Origin of the sequence: Paracidobacterium acidisoli, assembly GCF_003428625.2 — a bacterium.
Taxonomy (GTDB): domain Bacteria; phylum Acidobacteriota; class Terriglobia; order Terriglobales; family Acidobacteriaceae; genus Paracidobacterium; species Paracidobacterium acidisoli.
Genome location: NZ_QVQT02000005.1, coordinates 57,149 through 74,102, shown reverse-complemented (window position 1 = coordinate 74,102; position 16,954 = coordinate 57,149). Strand labels below are relative to the sequence as shown.

At 62.9% G+C, this 16,954-nt stretch carries 18 protein-coding genes; 6 read left to right on the top strand and 12 right to left on the bottom strand.

The window, feature by feature from the left end:
* Window positions 1-46 precede the first annotated feature (46 nt).
* On the top strand, window positions 47-1,561 hold the full coding sequence (locus D0Y96_RS14405; protein WP_117301213.1) for a GDSL-type esterase/lipase family protein: 1,515 nt from the start codon (window positions 47-49) through the stop codon (window positions 1,559-1,561).
* A 10-nt stretch (window positions 1,562-1,571) separates the two neighbouring features.
* On the opposite strand, the gene D0Y96_RS14400 is transcribed toward D0Y96_RS14405, so the two are convergent.
* The 6 genes from D0Y96_RS14400 to nadD all read right to left on the bottom strand — a co-directional run bounded on the left by D0Y96_RS14400 (window position 1,572) and on the right by nadD (window position 6,598).
* Window positions 1,572-1,991, bottom strand: coding sequence for a DUF3037 domain-containing protein (locus tag D0Y96_RS14400; protein WP_117301211.1), 420 nt, complete (start codon window positions 1,989-1,991; stop codon window positions 1,572-1,574).
* Window positions 1,969-2,751 carry a HipA family kinase gene (locus tag D0Y96_RS14395; protein WP_117301209.1) on the bottom strand — a complete coding sequence of 261 codons (783 nt, stop codon included), beginning with the start codon at window positions 2,749-2,751 and terminating at the stop codon, window positions 1,969-1,971. Before D0Y96_RS14395 ends, D0Y96_RS14400 begins: the two co-directional genes overlap by 23 nt.
* Window positions 2,752-2,780: 29 nt before the next feature.
* Window positions 2,781-3,227, bottom strand: coding sequence for a very short patch repair endonuclease (locus D0Y96_RS14390; RefSeq protein WP_117301207.1), 447 nt, complete (start codon window positions 3,225-3,227; stop codon window positions 2,781-2,783).
* A gap of 450 nt (window positions 3,228-3,677) precedes the next feature.
* Window positions 3,678-4,709: a DNA (cytosine-5-)-methyltransferase gene (gene dcm, locus D0Y96_RS14385; RefSeq protein ID WP_117301205.1), complete on the bottom strand. Its 1,032-nt coding sequence runs from the start codon at window positions 4,707-4,709 to the stop codon at window positions 3,678-3,680.
* 248 nt (window positions 4,710-4,957) lie between these two features.
* Window positions 4,958-5,527 (bottom strand): ribosome silencing factor, encoded by a 570-nt coding sequence (gene rsfS / locus D0Y96_RS14380; protein ID WP_117301202.1) that lies wholly within the window; start codon window positions 5,525-5,527, stop codon window positions 4,958-4,960.
* Window positions 5,528-5,890: 363 nt separating this feature from the next.
* On the bottom strand, window positions 5,891-6,598 hold the full coding sequence (gene nadD, locus D0Y96_RS14375) for a nicotinate (nicotinamide) nucleotide adenylyltransferase (protein ID WP_117301200.1): 708 nt from the start codon (window positions 6,596-6,598) through the stop codon (window positions 5,891-5,893).
* Window positions 6,599-6,732: 134 nt separating this feature from the next.
* On the opposite strand from nadD, the gene folK reads away from it, so the two are divergent.
* Together folK and D0Y96_RS14365 are read left to right on the top strand one after the other, a co-directional pair.
* The gene (gene folK / locus D0Y96_RS14370; RefSeq protein ID WP_117301197.1) at window positions 6,733-7,263 is read left to right on the top strand and encodes a 2-amino-4-hydroxy-6-hydroxymethyldihydropteridine diphosphokinase; all 531 of its coding nucleotides are present in this window, start codon (window positions 6,733-6,735) and stop codon (window positions 7,261-7,263) included.
* Between the two features lie 164 nt (window positions 7,264-7,427).
* The gene (locus D0Y96_RS14365) at window positions 7,428-9,665 is read left to right on the top strand and encodes a TonB-dependent receptor (protein ID WP_158562399.1); all 2,238 of its coding nucleotides are present in this window, start codon (window positions 7,428-7,430) and stop codon (window positions 9,663-9,665) included.
* A gap of 82 nt (window positions 9,666-9,747) precedes the next feature.
* Here the strand turns inward: D0Y96_RS14365 and D0Y96_RS14360 are convergent, their stop codons facing one another.
* The 3 genes from D0Y96_RS14360 to D0Y96_RS14350 all read right to left on the bottom strand — a co-directional run bounded on the left by D0Y96_RS14360 (window position 9,748) and on the right by D0Y96_RS14350 (window position 12,757).
* Complete coding sequence (locus D0Y96_RS14360) at window positions 9,748-10,878, bottom strand: FUSC family protein (RefSeq protein ID WP_117301193.1); 1,131 nt, start codon at window positions 10,876-10,878, stop codon at window positions 9,748-9,750.
* A gap of 102 nt (window positions 10,879-10,980) precedes the next feature.
* Window positions 10,981-11,466 (bottom strand): ferritin-like domain-containing protein, encoded by a 486-nt coding sequence (locus D0Y96_RS14355; protein WP_117301191.1) that lies wholly within the window; start codon window positions 11,464-11,466, stop codon window positions 10,981-10,983.
* Between the two features lie 445 nt (window positions 11,467-11,911).
* A complete protein-coding gene (locus tag D0Y96_RS14350; RefSeq protein ID WP_117301187.1) occupies window positions 11,912-12,757 on the bottom strand; it encodes a 3-keto-disaccharide hydrolase in 846 nt (281 codons plus the stop codon).
* 308 nt (window positions 12,758-13,065) lie between these two features.
* Here D0Y96_RS14350 and D0Y96_RS14345 point away from each other — a divergent pair, with 308 nt between their 5' ends.
* Window positions 13,066-14,565, top strand: coding sequence for an aldehyde dehydrogenase family protein (locus tag D0Y96_RS14345; RefSeq protein WP_117301185.1), 1,500 nt, complete (start codon window positions 13,066-13,068; stop codon window positions 14,563-14,565).
* A 99-nt stretch (window positions 14,566-14,664) separates the two neighbouring features.
* Here D0Y96_RS14345 and D0Y96_RS14340 read toward each other — a convergent pair whose 3' ends face one another.
* The gene (locus D0Y96_RS14340) at window positions 14,665-14,928 is read right to left on the bottom strand and encodes a UBP-type zinc finger domain-containing protein (protein ID WP_117301899.1); all 264 of its coding nucleotides are present in this window, start codon (window positions 14,926-14,928) and stop codon (window positions 14,665-14,667) included.
* A gap of 115 nt (window positions 14,929-15,043) precedes the next feature.
* Window positions 15,044-15,343: a putative quinol monooxygenase gene (locus D0Y96_RS14335; protein ID WP_117301183.1), complete on the bottom strand. Its 300-nt coding sequence runs from the start codon at window positions 15,341-15,343 to the stop codon at window positions 15,044-15,046.
* A 173-nt stretch (window positions 15,344-15,516) separates the two neighbouring features.
* On the opposite strand from D0Y96_RS14335, the gene D0Y96_RS14330 reads away from it, so the two are divergent.
* Together D0Y96_RS14330 and D0Y96_RS14325 are read left to right on the top strand one after the other, a co-directional pair.
* Entirely contained in the window at window positions 15,517-15,774 is a 258-nt protein-coding gene (locus D0Y96_RS14330; RefSeq protein WP_117301180.1) for a hypothetical protein, read from the top strand.
* 108 nt (window positions 15,775-15,882) lie between these two features.
* Window positions 15,883-16,278: a nuclear transport factor 2 family protein gene (locus tag D0Y96_RS14325; RefSeq protein ID WP_117301178.1), complete on the top strand. Its 396-nt coding sequence runs from the start codon at window positions 15,883-15,885 to the stop codon at window positions 16,276-16,278.
* On the opposite strand, the gene D0Y96_RS14320 is transcribed toward D0Y96_RS14325, so the two are convergent.
* Complete coding sequence (locus tag D0Y96_RS14320) at window positions 16,268-16,885, bottom strand: thymidine kinase (RefSeq protein WP_117301176.1); 618 nt, start codon at window positions 16,883-16,885, stop codon at window positions 16,268-16,270. The genes D0Y96_RS14325 and D0Y96_RS14320 overlap by 11 nt on opposite strands.
* Window positions 16,886-16,954 lie beyond the last annotated feature (69 nt).

Sequence of the window (16,954 nt, the reverse complement as noted above, 5' to 3'; positions counted from 1 at the left end):
GGGCTGTTGTTGCCTCCGCTGTCCGGAGTCCCCTTAAGATGAGACCGTGATCTTCTCATTCGGAAGCGCTTCCCTGGCCCGCCGTCTGGCCGCTGTTCTCTTTCTCGCTCTGGTGCCCGCGCTGCCGGCTCTCTGCCAGCAGCAGGCGGCGGATGCCACGCCCGGCATCATTCCGAAGGACCGGCTGAAGGAGACATGGTGGGCGGAGCGGCACCAGGCGGTGCTGGAGGCGGTGCAGGCGCATCCGGACACGCAGCTTCTGATGATCGGCGACTCGATCACGAACAACTACGACAAGTCGAAGCTGCCGGATGAGAACTTTCAGCCAACGTGGCAGCAGTTTTATGCGCCGCGGAAGGCGCTGAACCTGGGCTTCAGCGGCGATACAACGGCCAATGTTTTGTGGCGGCTGGATCACGGCGAGGTAGAGGGGCTTCATCCCAAAGCCGCGGTTCTGCTGATCGGCACCAACAATACCGGCGTCGGGAATGAGACGGCGGAGCAGACGGAAGCGGGGATCGATGCGGTGATCGGGGATCTGGAAGACCGGCTGCCGGAGACGCGGATTCTGCTGCTGGGGATTCTGCCGAGCGAACTCTCGGCGTCAAAGACGGAGCGGGATACGGCGGTGAACCGGTATCTGGCGACCTGCTACGGGGACAATCCCCGGGTCACGTATCTCGATATCGGATCGATCTACTTCAAAAACGGCGCGCTGAATACACCGATCTTTTATGATCCGCGGCTGCCGTGGCATCCAAAGGCGCTGCACCCGGATACAGAGGGCCAGCACATGATGGCGGAAGCGATTGAGCCGACGTTGGCGAAGCTGATGGGGGATGCGCCACGGATGCCGCTGACGGCGATGAGCGATATCAACACGGCTGTCATTCCTGTTCCACGACTCGAACAGGATTCGTATGACTGGTATGGGCGGCATCATGCGGAGCTGGCACAGCAGAAGGGGATGGACCCGCAGGTGGTGCTGATCGGGGATTCGATCACGCACTTCTGGGGAGGGCTTCCGAACGCCAACCATGTGAATGGCCCGACGGCCTGGCAGAAGGCCTTCGGCGGCATGAGCGTGCTGAATCTGGGCTTTGGCTGGGATCGGACGCAGAATGTGCTGTGGCGGCTTCGGCAGGGCGAGTTCGAGGGGCTGCATCCGAAGTGGGTGGTGGTCAATATCGGCACCAACAATCTGACCGGGACTTCGAATGCGCGGGCCAGCACGCCGGAGGAGATTGTGGAGGGGGTCGCCGCGATCTGCAGCGAGGTTCACGAGCGCTCGCCGGAGAGTCATATTCTACTGATGGGCATTTTCCCGCGCGGGCCGCGGGCGGACAGCCCGCTGCGCGCCTCCATTGAGGAGACGAACCGGCTGCTGGCGCAGCGCTTTGCGGTAGACTCGACGGTCACGTGGCTGGATATCGACGCGAAGTTTCTTGCGCCCGACGGCACGCTTCCCGCAGCGCTGATGCTGCCGGATTTCACGCATCCGAGCGATGCGGGGTATCAGATCTGGGCCGATGCGCTGATTCAGGCGGGAGTGAAGCCGTAGATCGAGGCGCTCAACGACACTGCTGTTTATCCGAGCCGGGCAGCGGGGGAAGCAGGAACTGTTCTGCGAGGCGGTCGAGCAGAGCATCCGTCTGGTCGCAGAGGCCGGTGTGGACGGGCGAGGGCTGGATGATGGTGCTGCGCGGGGCGGTGAGCCAGTGGAAGCGCTCGCGCTGCGAGAGGGCGGCGACGGGACCGGCGGCGGGATCTCCGGCACAGATACGGGCGACGGCTTCGAGGTGCTGGCGGACGAGGTCGATGTCGATCTCGGGCCAGAGGGCCTGGAGGCGCGCCTCGTCGAGGTGGATGCGGGCGGCGAGGTAGCGCTTTTCGAGGCAGAAGACGATGATGCCCGCGTTGATGAACTCCTGCCGCTCGACGCGGGGGACGACGCGGATGACGGCGTAATCAAATGAGGCGGGCGTGGGCACGAATCGCCTCCTGTTCAAAGATGGATGAGGCCGCGAGACGGCGGGTGAAGAAGTCGAGGTAGGCGGCTCGTTTGTCGGCAGCGCTGAGATCGCTGCCGGCGGCTTCGAGCCATTCGTCGGGGACCTGGTGGATGATTTCCGACAGCACCTGCGAGGTGAGCCGGTCGTGCGCGATGGCGGATGCTGCTTCGATCTGCGAGGCCCAGGGAAGCAGGACGTGATCTTTGATCTCCGCGAAGGGCGACTCGACCTTCTGCGGCATGGTGGGCCAGTTGTGATGGAAGAAGAGGGCTGCGCCGTGGTCGATGCAATAGAGCTTACGGTGCCAGACGAGCAGGTTGGCGTTGCGCGGGGTGCGATCTACGTTCTGCGTGAAGGCGTCGAACCAAACGGCGAGGGAGGCTTCGGCGGGCGAGGCGGCGTCGCGGGCCGCAGGGTCGAACATGGTGGAGCCGGGCAGGTAGTCGAGGGCGAGGTTGAGGCCGGCGCTGGCTTTGAGCAGGTGGCGGATCTCGGCGTCGGGCTCGTTGCGGCTGAGGGTGACGTCGATGTGGATGAAGACCAGCTCGGGAACGCTGAGGCCGAGGGCGCGGCCGATTTCACCGGCGATGAGCTCGGCGACGAGGGCGAGCGTGCCCTGGCCGGCTCCGCGAAATTTGACGACGTAGAGGCCGAGGTCGTCGGCCTCGACGATGGCGGGGAGCGATCCGCCTTCGCGCAGGGGAAGGACGTAGCGGGTCGCGTTGACGGTGCGCAGCATGGCGTTTTCAGTGTAGCGGGGCGGCTGGACTATGCCGAGTTTTTGCGGAGGCTGGCGTTGGTCCCGGCTTCGATGTGGAAGGCGGCGAGCTTCTCGCGGATGGCTTCTTCGGTGCGGACTTCGCACTCCCAGAGAGTGAGGACGCGCCATCCCTGAGCTTCGAGGGCGGCGGCGTGGGCCTGATCGCGGGTGACGTTGCCCGTGCGCTTGGCGGCCCAGAAGTCAGAGCGGGTGGCGGGGACGACCGATCCGTATTTGCAACTGTGACAGTGCCAGAAGCAGCCGTGGACGAAGATGACGGTGCGGTGTTTGGCGAGGACGATGTCGGGCTTGCCGGGCAGGTCTTTGCGATGGAGGCGGAAGCGGAAGCCCATTCCATGCAGGACGGAGCGGACGCGGACTTCGGGTTTGGTGTTGCGTCCACGGATGGCCGACATATTGCGGCTGCGCTGCTCGCGGGTGTGGACGTCGGTCATGCTTTTTGGGATGCCGGGGCCGGAGCTCCGCTTCTATTTTGCTCTTATTCACCGGGTTTCAGCTTTGCTGAACAGGGGCTAATGCCCGGATGTATCTTCAGCCATTTTCGGCACGACTGAAGTCGTGCCCTGATACGAAACAGAATTTTCAACCTTTGGATATTGAGACTTCTATCCAAGGGTTCGGTCTCAGAAAAGGCCCGGGGCTGAAGCCCCTTTCTCTCTGGCCCTGTGTTCACCGGGCTAAAGCCCGGTGCTTCTACCAAACGATCACCCCATCGAACCTTGTTCGCCGGGAACTCCGATAGTCCGGTGCTTCCATCGGGTCTCGCCTGCGCGAGATGAACGGGAAAATGCAGATCCCTCCGCTGCGTGAGCGCCATTCAGCGCTCACTTCGGCCGGGATGACAATTCATTTTTTCAGGAAATTTCTCTACAGGCTGCGACTGTCTATGTTGATGCGGTATCGACGATGTGCGGGTGCATGTGGCGGGCAACGGCGGCGATGACCGGGACGACGACGCTGTTGCCGAACTGCTTGTAGGCCTGGGTGTCGGAAACCGGGATACGGAAGCTGTCGGGGTAGCCCATGAGGCGGGCGCACTCGCGGGGAGTGAGACGGCGTGGGTTCTCTCCGGCGCCGCGCGAAATGAGGATCTCCGAGCCGTCTTTGTAGTAGCGGGCGGAGAGCGTGCGGGCTGTACCTGTTTTATCGACGAGGCCGAAACCAAAGCCGTTGCCGGCGGCGTGGTGTTTGGCGGCGTAGGACTGGAGGTAGCTCCAGAGCTTGTTCGAGAGGGTGTATTTCGGGTCGACTTTGGCGCGGGGGCCATGCGTGAAAGGCGCTTCGGCGGGCTCGGTTGCGTCTTCGGGGTGAAGGACCGCGGCCAACCGGGTGTTTGCTGAGGGCAGAGACAGGTCGTCGAGCGAAAAATCTGTTTCGTCGCGAAAGCCGGCGATGAGGATGCGCTCGCGGTGCTGGGGGACAAAGCGGGCGGCGTCGATGACGCGGCAGGAGATGCGGTAACCGAGCTCCTCTTCGAGTGTCTGGCGGATGACGCGGAAGGTGTTGCCGCGGTCGTGGCTGACGAGGTTCTTTACGTTTTCGAGCAGGAAGGCTTTGGGGCGTTTGGCGGCGAGAATGCGGGCGACGTCGAAGAAGAGCGTGCCCTGGGTGTTGCAGGCGAAGCCGTGAGGGCGGCCGAGGGCGTTTTTCTTGCTGACTCCGGCGATGGAGAAGGGCTGGCAGGGAAAGCCGGCGAGCAGGACATCGTGATCGGGGATCTCTTCTTCGCTCTGTTCGCGGATGTCGCCGATGAGCGGGTGGCCGTTGCCGTGATTGGCGAGGTAGGTCTTTTGCGCGAAGGGGTTCCACTCGCTGGTGAAGATGCAGCGGCCTCCGATGGATTCAAAGCCGAGGCGCAGGCCTCCAATGCCGGCGAAGAGATCGATGAAGGTGAAGCCGCGGGAGGTGTTGCGCATACGTTGCACAGGGGCTAAAGCCCGGATGTATCTTCAGCCATTTTCGGCACGACTGAAGTCGTGCCCTGATACGAAACAGAAATTTTCAACCTTTGAATATTGAGACTTCTATCCAAAAGGTTCGGCCTCAGAAAAGGCCGGGGCTGAAGCCCCTTCTTCTCTGGCCCTTTGTTCACCGGGCTAAAGATCACCCCAGCGAACCTTGTTCGCCGGGGACCCCGATAGCCCGGTGCTTCCACCTGAAAATCTTATTGCGCAGAGGATTTTTTCGCTGATTTCTTTGCGGCTTTCTTCGCAGCCTTCTTTGCCGGAGCCTTCTTTAGAGGGGCCTTTTTCACGGGAGCTTTTTTTGCCGCGGTCTTTTTGGCGGCGGATTTTTTAGCCGGCGCTTTGGAGGCGGCCTTCTTTGCCGGAGATTTTTTGCGGGCGGCCAGAGTTCTTTCGGTCAGCGCGGCCCGGAGCCCGGCCTGATCGACGGACTTCGCCGATTTACGGAGGCGCTCGATGTCGTAGTAGGCGCGGCGATCGGCGAGAAAGATGTGCGCGACAAAATCGACGTAGTCGAGCAGGACCCATTCGCCCTGGCGGCGGCCTTCGACCGAATTGGCATAGACGCCGAATTCGCGCTTGAGCCGGAACTCGATCTCATCGGCGATGGCCACGGCCTGACGGTCGCTGGTGGCGCTGGCGATGAGGAAGAAGTCGGTAAAGCCGGAGTCGGAGGGATCGAGCTCGAGGATGCGGATGTCTTCGCCCTTTTTATCTTCAGCGGCCGCGGCGGCGGCGAGGACCATTTTGCGCGTTTCGGTTGAGGCCATTCGGTAAGGTGGATGCTCCTGCTTTTATGGTAGCGGAAGAATGACAATTCGCCATCAGCTTTTAGCTATTAGCCATTAGGGATCAGGGATTAGCCATCAGGGATCAGCAATCAGGGATCGACTCAGCCTGCAGGCAGAGCTCAGGCCGGAGAGAGGAAATGCAGATCCCTCCGCTCCCACCCCACAGACGAAGACGTGTCTGAGGAGACCCCGGCTGCGTCTCTGCCTAACGGCAGCGACTTCGGCCGGGGTGACAAAGGCTTGTTGGGACGACAGGGGTTGAAGGGATGCGTTCCCGCGTCCGGGAATCCGGACGCGGGGCACCCGGGCTGTCAGCTATCAGCTTTTAGCCATTCGTCATTACTAATCGGGGTTTTGATAGAGGCTGTGGGCGTGGATGTAATCGAGGACGGCGGGGGCGAGGACGGTCTGGCGGGGGTGATCGCCGTCGCCGCCGATGGCGGCCCGGATTTCGGTCGCGGAGACGTCTTCCGCAAGATCGGGAAGCAGATAGAGGTGGGTGCGGCGTCCGGTACCGCGGCTGAGGGAGAGGACGAGGCTGTTATCTCGCCGGTTGCCGGAGGGACCGGCCTCGCCGGAGTCGGCGACGCCGACGGAGATGGCCTCGGGCAGGGCGGCGGCGATGCGGGAGAGGTCGAAGCCGGGGCGCGCGCCGACGATGAAGTCGCACGCGGAGAGAAGCTCGGCGGAGCGGCGCCATTTGGCGATGGTGAGGAAGGAATCGGCGCCCATGAGGCAGTAGAGATGGTCCTGCGGGGAGAGGGTGCGCCGGAGAGCGGAGAGGGTGTCGATGGTGTAGTTGGGCTGGCCGTCGAGGCGGGGCGCGTCGATGAGGGAGAGCTCGAGCTGCGGGTCGCCGGCGATGGCCAGACGCACCATGGCGGCGCGGTCGTCGAAGCCGGCGGAGGCGTTGTCACGCTTGAGCGGCTGAAGGCCGACCGGGGCCAGGAGGACGCGGTCGAGAGGAAGGCGCGCGAGTGCAAGGCGCGCCAGAGCGAGATGACCGCAGTGTGGCGGGTCAAAGGTGCCGCCGAAGAGGGCAATATTCATGCTGCATTGATCCTAAGGCAGGACGCGGAGGCCAGAGAGGAGAGTTCCGGGGAGAACACCTGCCGGTAAGGCCTGCTTTACGGCTTCGATGCAGGTGCCGGAGGCAGGACGGCACAGGTAAGCTGGAGATCAGCATGCAGCGGACGGCGTATATCGGCATGGGATCGAATATGGCCTCGGCGGCGGGCGATCCGGCGCAGACCGTGGCGGCGGCGGCAGACGCGCTGCGCGGGCTGGGCGAGGTGACGGCGCGATCGAGTCTGTACAGGACGGAGCCGGTGGGCGAGGTGCAGCAGCCGGCCTTTATCAATGCAGTGGCCGAGCTGCGGACGGAGCTGGAGCCGGAGAGGCTGCTCGAGGAGCTTCTGCAGATCGAGCGGCGATTCGGACGGGAGCGCAGCAGGAGTGTTCTCAGGGGCCCGCGCACGCTGGATCTGGATCTGCTGATGATGGAGGACGTGGCGATGGCGTCGGAGACTCTGACGCTGCCGCATCCGTCGATAGAGGTGAGGCGCTTTGTGCTGGCTCCCCTGGCGGAGATTGCACCGGAGCTGCGGCACGCGCCGACCGGGAAGACGATCACAGAGCTGCTGGCGGAGCTTCCTGACACGGGCCAGAATGCACGAAAGAGCGTGACGATCCTGCGGGAGCCGGATGGAAGTTAATGGACCAGTTTGAGTATGGAAAAACCATCCCCCGGCGGCCGAAGCCGCACAGATTCTGCGGTTTGCGTCACGGCTGAAGCCATGACGCTGCAAAGCGAGATGAAACCGACCCCTTGCCCGGAAATCACATGGCAGGACAAGTTGACGTTACGGTAAAAAGAATTATGCGAACGAGATTCCTGACAGCACTTCCATTGGCCTTTCTGTGCGCCCTTACGGCTTCCCTTCCGGCGCACGCCTGGCAGACGCCGGCGGCGGAACAGATCGAGGGCCACGTTGTGGATGCGAAGGGGGCTCCGATTGCCGATGCGCAGGTGCTGGATACGGGCGGCAGGGCGCTGGCGACGACGGCGGCCGATGGGGGATTCGAGGTGCCGGCCGCGACGCGGGTGATCAATGTAGAGGCATCGCATTTTGCTCCGGCGACGGTGACGATTGTGACGGGAACGCCGCTGCGCGTGGTGCTGGAGCGTCCGCTGGAGACGGTGGTGGTGACGGCCTACCGGTCGCCGCTGGCGACGGGAGACAGCCCGGCGAGCACGCGGGTGCTGGATACGGAGAAGCTGCAGCAGGCGGCGGCGATTTCACTGGACGGAAAGCTGCGCGAGACGCCGGGATTCGAGCTCTTCCGGCGGTCGAGCTCGCTGGTGGCGAACCCGACGACGGAGGGCGTGTCGCTGCGCGGGCTGGGATCGACGGCGGTGAGCCGGTCGCTGGTGGTCTTCGACGATGTTCCGGTGAACGATCCGTATGGCGGGTGGATTCACTGGGAGGAGCTGCCGGAGCTGGGCATCCAGTCGGTGGAGCTGGTGCGGGGCGGCGCATCGGACCTGTACGGGTCGAGCGCGATCGGCGGCGTGATCAGCATTGAGCCGGCGAGGCCGCAGACGGCAAGCCTGCATGTTCTTTCGAGCTACGGCGGGCTGGAGACGACAGACGATTCGGTGCTGGGCAGCGCGGTGCATGGTCGCTGGTCGGGCATGGCGAGCGCGGGAGCGATCGCAACGGATGGATACACGCTGATCGCGCCGAACCTGCGCGGACCGGTGGACGTGAACTCGAATGTGCACGAGCACAACGGGCTGGCGGAGATCGACCGGAAGTTCGGCGAGAACGACCGCTTTTTTGTGCGCGGCAATGTGCTGGATGAGACGCGGCACAACGGGACTCCGCTGACGGGAAACGGAACGCGGCTGTGGCGGTATGCGACGGGCGCGGACTGGAACAACCTGGTGGTGCGGCTGTATGGCGACGATGAGCACTACTGGCAGACATTTTCAAGCGTGGCGACGGGGCGCGTCTCGGAAAAGCTGACGCGCTATGCGGAAGACCCGGCGGACGAGCTGGGAGCGGCGCTGCACTGGCACCAGCCGGTGGGCACGCATGTGCTGATTCTGGCGGGCGCGGATACGCATGACGTAAGGGCATCCGACAACGAGCTTCTGTTCAGCGGCGCGGGCGGCACGCTGAGCACGACGGCACGGCAGCGGCAGACGGGCGTCTATGGAGAAGCGCTGCTGACGCCGGAGAAGTGGACGATCAGCGCCTCGGGGCGCGTGGATCACTTCTCGAACTTCGATGCGTATCAGTATTCGAGCTCGGCTGCGACGGTGACGGAGCCGGCCTTCAGCGAAACGGTCTTCGATCCGCGCGTGGGCGTGACGCGGCGTCTGACACAATGGCTGGCGCTGAATGCTTCGGGGTTCCGGGCGTATCGCGCGCCGACGGAGAACGAGCTGTACCGCACGGGACAGGTGGGGCAGCAGACGACGCTGCCGAACTCGAACCTGCGCTCGGAGCGGGCAACGGGATGGGAGACGGGCTTTCAGACGGACATGCGGAAGCTGGGATCGAGCGTGCGGGTCAGCTACTTCTGGACGCGCGTGAACCGTCCGGTTACGGCCCTGACGCTGAGCACTACGCCCACGGCGACGACGCTGAAACGCGAGAATCTGGGACGGATCGAGAGCCGCGGCGTGTCACTGGATTATGCTGCGCAGCCGGCGCGATGGATCGCGATCGAGGGCGGCTATCAGTATGCGGATGCGACGGTGACGCAGTATGCGCAGGAGCCGCAGCTGGTGGGCAACTGGATTCCGCAGGTGGCGCGCAATATGGCGACGGCCCAGGTGCGGCTGACGCATCCGCGGCTGGGGCTGCTGAGTCTTCAGGAGCGCGCCAGCGGGCACCAGTTCGACGACGACGCGAACCAGTATGTGCTGCACGGATATTTCAGCACGGATGCGTATGCGTCTCATGACTTTGGAGAGCATGTAACGCTCTTCGCCTCGGGAGAGAACCTGTTCGACCGGGCGGTTCAGGTGGGGAAGACTCCGGTGCTGACGCTGGGAACGCCGCGGGTGGCGCGGTTCGGGCTGCGGCTGAACTTCGGCGGCGAATAGCGGGCTGGCCGTCCAGGCGGACGCGGCTTTGCCGGAAAACCCGTGCGTGAAAGACCACGCTCCTCTTCATTTGCCGGTTCTGCTACGCGGTGATGCCGGAGCGCATGAGCAGCCTGCGGCGCCGGAAGATGACGATGAGCCGGACGAAGAGAGCGAGCGATCCGCCGATCACGGTACAGATGGCGCGGCGCTCGGCGATGACCGGTCCCGGCACGCTGTTGAGCGAGAGCAGAAAGACGATGTAGCCGGTGATGAAGAGCGTAAAGAGCGCGTAGTTCACGTTCAGCGTTCCATACGAGAGCCAGGCGAAGAGCACGGTGAGCACAGCCAGCTCGGCGGGAGCGGCGCTGATGTGCGCGAGGCAGAAGCTGAGCAGTATGGCTCCGGCAAGGGTGCCGAGGACGCGGGCGACGGCGCGGCTGGCGGTGTCGGCGACGCTGGGCTTGAGCACGAGCAGCGCGGTCATGGGAATCCAGTAGCCGCTGGAGAAGTGGAGGCGGTGGTAGATCTCGGTACTGAGGCCGAGGGTGACGGCGAGGCGCAACGAATAAGGAATGGCCGAGTGGACGAAGCTGCCTTCGCGCACGGTTTGCGCGGCGTTGCGCAGGGCGGCGCGGAAGGCGAGCTCCTCATCGCGTACGTACCGGGCGATCTGCATGAGGTTGGTGCGGAGCTGCCGAAAGAGGCGCAGAAGAAGGCTGGAGATGAGAAGCTGGATCACTCCGCCGGCGAAGATGAGGAGAGCGCGCGCTGCGGCGGCTTCGAACGAAGCGGGAAAGGCGGAGGCCACCAGAAAAGTGACGACGCACTGCTGGCCGACCCAGCTGTAGCCGGCCTCGCGCGTGGTGAGCATGCCGTATCCAAAGCCCCAGAGCGCGGTGACGAAGACCAGAAGCAGATTTCCATGACCGATGAAGACGCCGAGGAAGGCCGCGAAGGTCATTCCGAGGGTTACGAAGATCATGGGCAGCAGGCGTGAGTCGTCGATGCTCTGCTTGGCGCCGAAGCCCGCGGTCATGGCTCCGCCGGCGGCGATCATGCCGGCCGAAGGGTGATGGATGAGAATGCCCACGGTGAGACAGAGGGCGATGGGCAGCACGAAGATCAGATCGGCGCGGAAGGATCGCCTGTCCCAGTGAAAGATATAGCTGTCGGTCAGATACGGCGGAGGGGATGGAGCCGCTGACGGCGAAGGGACAGGCGTGGATGACATCAGAGCCAGTGTAGAAGGAGGATGATCCCTTTGCCTGCCCGGGCAAAGGGATCGGGAGCGTCCGGCAGTTCCTTAATCGGCAATTTCTTAATCAGCGATTCGTTAATCGGCAATTCCGGGATTGGGGGGATCGATGCCGAGAGCCGTCGCCAGAGCGATCAGGTGATCCTGCTCCTGCACGAGGATGTTGCGGAGACTTTCGGCGATTCCGAACTCGTTCAACTCGTCGGCCTGGCGAACGCGGCGGCGGTACTGGCGGATGGTCTCCCTCTCGTTGTCGAGGTCGAAGCGAAGCATCTCTTCCGCTTTTTCAGAGGTTTTGACGGGCTTCGGCGCGACGGAGGGCATGCCGCCAAGGTAATCGACATGGTTTGCAACCTGCAGAGCATGACTGAGCTCTTCGGCGGCGTGGACGGCGAGCTCGTCCGCGATGTTCATATATGCGGCGCCCTTGATGACCTGCGAGTAGTTTACGTAGGCGATGATGGCCTGATACTCCCGCGAAAGGTCTTCGTTCAGACCCTCGATCAGCGTTTCACGCGTGACTTTGCTCTGTTCCGTCTTCTCTGATTTCTCTGTTTTCGTCATGGATTCTCCGGCGACGGGGTTTGGTGTTCCGCGAGCCCCTGCATTTTTTAGGATGCAGATCGTGGCGGCGCGTTCGCCGGGAATTGAAAAGGGAAAGGGAGTGCCTGACCGGAGGCAGACCCTCCCGCAGCGGCTGAAGCCGTATCTGATGAGAGGGAATGCATTTCATGGCTTCGAGGAGTACGCAGGGGCTGAAGCCCGGAGATATTTCGCAGCTTACGGCACGACTGAAGTCGTGCCCTGATACAAAACTTTTCCGGAACCGCTTCGTCAGACACCGGCTGAAGCCACGATATATTGCAGCATCAATGGCACAACTGAAGCCGTGCCCTTTTCCAAAGGCCAGACGGACTCATTGCCGGACTTTGCCGGGCTTCTTTACCCATTTTTGCCGGACTTCGTTTATTTTTGCCGAACTTCGTTTACCCATTTTTCCGAACTTCTTTTACTGCTTTTGCGATATCTTCTTCAGCCAGATATTGCGCACGGAGACCTTGCTGGGCGTGCTTTCGAGCTCGATGCCGACGAGGCCGGGCTGGTTGTTCGAGGATTTCGGGTCGTCGTCGATGAGGACGGCCATGAGCTGTCCGTTGAGGATGTGGAGCATGGTGCCGCCGCGGGCGATGATGTGGTACTGGTTCCAGCCGTTGACGCGGACGTAGCCGCCGAGGGGCGTGCGGTCGGCGATGTTGCCGACGAGGCGCGGGGACTTGCCGGCTTCGGATTCGACGACCTCGCCGCGCCAGGCGACGATGCCGAGAGGGGTGTTCTCGGAGTAGAACTGGCCGGTCCATTCGGCGTTGCGGGGCGCGACGGGGTACCAGAAATCGGCCTGGGGACCGGTCATCATCCAGTCAAGGTTGGGCGCAGGCTGGCCGGGGCGGAGGCGAATCCACGGAAGGCCGGTCTGACTGCGGTACTGGATGCCGCTGCCGCCGCCGTTTTCAACTTTGATCTCGAGCTTCAGATCGAAGTCTTTGCCGCGGTAGCCATGGTAGGAGATGTAGGTGTTGGTGACGGGGTGGTCTTTCGTGGATTCGCCGACGATGGCGCCGTCTTCGACGCGCCAGTACGAGGGATCACCGTCCCAGCCTTTGAGATCGACGCCGTCGAAGATCTGCTCGTAGCCGGAGTGGTTATCGAAGTCGAGCGGATCGGGCTCACGAAAGCGCGAGGGGGGCTGCGGGGGTTTTGCGGACGAGGCGGAATCGGCCGTGCTGTTTTGCGCGGGGAGGGGGAGTGCAGCAAGTGACAGGGCAATGACGACGGCGAAGAGCGCACTCTTTTTCATAGGTCTCCGGTGGCGGTGAATGCGTGATGGATGAACGGACGGGCAGGCGGCGATCTGCGGTCCAGTGCGGCAAGGCTTATTTTTTCACCTTTGCCTCGACTTTTTTCTTCGTTCCGGCAGTGGAGGCAGATAACCCGAGCGGCAAAGCATGGCGGCGGCGCAATTTACAGAGAATTGAACGCCGCTTCGGCGAGCGGCCTTTCGCGCGATGGCAGAGCGGGAGTATGGTGTGTGGCGGCGCCGTTGCGGCCTGTCCTCAGTGAAGAAGCCCCGAGGGAGAATGCAGGCCGTCCGCCAGGAGATTTGCTATGGCAACGATCGCACTCGATCCCCGGCTCGATCGGAAGGTCTCGCAGTTTATTCAGCAGGATCATCGGATGTTTATCGATGGCAGGTTCGTGAAGGCGGCATCCGACAAGACGTTTCCCGTGTACAACCCGGCGACGGGCGAGGTGATGGCCCAGGTTCCGGAGGCCGAGGCGGTGGATGTGGACCGGGCAGTGCGCGCGGCCCGGCGCGCCTTCGACGACGGTCCCTGGCCGAAGATGACGCCGTCGCAGCGCGGCAGGATGATCTGGAAGCTGGCGGATCTGCTGGAAGAACGTCTGGAGGAGTTTGCCGAGCTGGAGTCGATGGACAACGGCAAGCCGCTGGCGATTGCGCGCGTGGCAGACGTGCCGCTGGCAGTGGATCTGTTCCGCTATATGGCGGGATGGACGACGAAGATCATGGGACAGACCTTCCCGATCTCGATGCCCGGCGAGTATCTGACGTACACGATGCGTGAGCCGGTGGGCGTGGTGGGGCAGATTATTCCGTGGAACTTTCCGCTGCTGATGGCGGCCTGGAAGCTGGGTCCGGCGCTGGCGGCGGGCAACACGGTTGTGCTGAAGCTGGCGGAGCAGACGCCGCTGAGCGGGCTGAAGCTGGCGGAGCTGATTCACGAAGCGGGCTTTCCGGAAGGGGTAGTGAATGTGCTGACCGGCTACGGCGAAGGCGCAGGGGCTCCGCTGGCGGCGCACGAGATGGTGGACAAGATTGCCTTCACCGGATCGACGGAGGTAGGACGGCTGATCGTTAAAGCGGCGGCAGGCAACCTGAAGAAGGTCACGCTGGAGCTGGGCGGAAAGAGTCCGGCGATTGTGTTTCCGGATGCGGACCTGTCGAAGGCGATTCCGGGGACGGCATCGGCAATCTTCTTCAATCATGGGCAGTGCTGCTGCGCGGGGTCGCGGCTGTTTGCGCATGAGAGCGTCTTCGATGAGGTGGTCGAGGGGGTTTCGGGGATTGCGTCGAAGATCCGCGTGGGCAACGGGCTCGATCCGCAGACGGATATGGGACCGCTGGTGTCGGAGGAGCAGTTCCACAAGGTGACGGGGTACATCGACTCGGGGCTGCAGGAGGGCGCGAAGGCCAGGTCGGGCGGGAAGAAGGCGGCGGATCGGGGTTATTTTGTGCAGCCGACGGTGCTGACGGATACGAATCCGGAGATGAAGGTGGTGCGGGAGGAGATCTTCGGGCCGGTGGTGTGCGCGGTTTCCTTCAGCGATGCCGATATCGAACGCATAGCGCGCGAGGCCAACGACACGGAGTATGGGCTGGCGGCAAGCGTGTGGACGAAGGACATCTCAACCGCGAACAGGATGGCCAAGCGCATCCGCTCGGGCACGGTCTGGATCAACTGCCACAACGTCTTCGACGCGGCGCTGCCCTTCGGCGGATACAAACAGTCGGGCTGGGGCCGCGAGATGGGAGCCGAGGTACTGAACAACTACACGGAAGTGAAGGCAGTGACGACGGCGCTGTGATAAGGCAGGGATCAGAGATCAGGAAACAGGGATTAACGATTAACGAAGGCGCCTGCATAGACGGGCGCCTTTGTTTTTTCGAGTGGCTGTCTGGCAGCTTTAGCTGAAGTCGAGCTCCATCTGGTCGACATAGCACCAGCCCCAGGATTCGCCGGGCTCGATGGAGCGCATGATGGGATGCGAGGTGGAGTGGAAGTGCTTCGTCGCGTGCCGGTTCTTCGACGAGTCGCAGCAGCCGACGTGGCCGCACTCGAGGCACAGGCGCAGATGCACCCACGTGTCGTGCATCTTCAGGCATTCTTCGCAGCCGCGGGTGTGCGGCGTGACGTGATGGACTTGGCTGAGGTGAGAGCAGGTCTGCATGACGGCCTCCGGCAACTGCCTTAGGGATGAGGCGCTGCGCCCGGGAGCTGCTCCCGAGACGATGCGCCGCATCGGTCCCCTTATTTATACGTATTGCAGCGGCCGGAAGGAAGGATCAGGAGAGCTTTGCCGCAAGAATGTCGGCTTTCTCGATCTGAATGGTGTTGGAGAACAGCTCGGGAGCCTTCTTCATGAGGGCGGCGGCAATCTGACCAGAAAGATGCGCCTGGCGGGCGGGCTCATCGGCGAATGCGTCGAAGATGGCGAAGGTGGACGGGCCGAGACGCAGCGCGAACCAGACGACGGTTCCCTGCTCCGCCTGTGCCAGAGGCAGCGCTCCGCTCAGAAAGGCGGCAGCTTCCTCTTCTTTTCCTGGTTTTGCTTCGAGACGAACGGAGAGTGCGAGATGGACCATGGCGATGCTCCCTGAATTGGCGGTGGATGCAAGCTTTCCAGTTGGATGCCCTGCGGGCCGGATATGTTACAGACTGTTTGCGCGCTTTCAGTGGGCCATCCGGCCTGTTTGCAGCGGTTTTCGCTCTGTAACGATTTTCTTCCGGGGCGCACTAACAGGGCATGAGAGAAACGATGCGCAAAACGCGGATGCCTGGCTATTGCCAGAATGACTTCCACCCCGTGCTGACCAGCAGCGCCAGAGGCCGGCGCCGCTCGCGCGTTGCCGCGCAGAAGCCAAACATTCTGGAAGAGATCGGCTCGGTCGCCGCGGTGCTGCATGGAGCCGGGTTGCTGAGAGATGCCGAGGTCATGCAGCAGTTTCAGGTGTTTGCGGAGCTGCTGCTGACCAGCGCAGCCCATCTGAGCAGAAAACCCGGCATCCGCGCCTGAGCCGCTTTCCTGTATCCCGACAATACGATGCCGGAGATTCCGGAATGATGGGACTGCCGCTCGTGCCTGCGCGATGGCATGCTGAAGAGAGAACGGAGGCCGAGGCGGATGGCGCAGATCAGGATCGAGGAAGAGCTGCACGCGCTGGAAGAGCAGCTGCTCGATCCAGTGCTGCGGAGAGATGCAACCTTTGTGAGCCACGTTCTGGCGGAGGGGTTCCGCGAGTTCGGGAGCTCGGGACGGACCTTCGATAAGGCATCGATGCTTGCACACCTGCAGCAGGATGCGCTGCGGCTGCGCGTAACAATCGAAGAGTTTCGCGCGGAGAGGGTGTCAGACGAGGCGGTGCTGGTGACGTATCTGGCGGTGCGCGATCCGGAGACGGATGAGGGCAGCCCGACTCGATCGTGGCGCAGCTCTCTGTGGCTGCAGCGCGAGGGGCGCTGGCAGATGCTCTTTCACCAGGGGACGCGCATGGCGCATCCGGAGAGGGTCAGCCGCTGACGGCGGGCAACTCAAGCTGCTCGGAGGCGTGCTCATCGACCCAGGGCTGGAAGCAGGCGCGGCAGCGGGCTTCGTAGAGTCCGGCTGCTCCGACGAGCACCAGCGACTGATTGCTGCCGAGGCGCTGCGTATGGATGGCGGGAGAGCCGCAGCAGACACAGACGGCGGACAGCTTGATGACTTCGTCGGCGATGGCGAGCAGATCGGGGACGGGCGGAAAGGGCTCACCGGTGAAGGTGGTGTCGAGACCGGCGAGGATGATCCGCTTGCCGAGATGAACGAGCTCACTCGAAAAGCTGACGAGAGCGGAGTCGAAGAACTGCGCTTCGTCGATGCCGATGACTTCCACCTCGTCGATGCGGGGCATGAGGACGGACCTGAGCTCGGCAACGTTGGCGACGGTAATGGCGTCGAGCGTCTGCGCGCTGTGCGAGGCGATGGCGGTGCGATGATAGCGAACGTCGAAGTCGGGCTTGAAGCAGGCGACGCGGCGCTTTGCGATGCGCGCGCGTTTGAGGCGGCGGATGAGCTCCTCGGATTTGCCGGAGAACATAGGACCGGTGATGACTTCAATGCGACCGGGGTGTGAAGTGACGGATGCTTCCATAGCGACTTTCAGCAGTGTAGAGCCTATGGGTGTGGATGAATGGACTGTGGCCTCGCAAAAAAGAGAGGA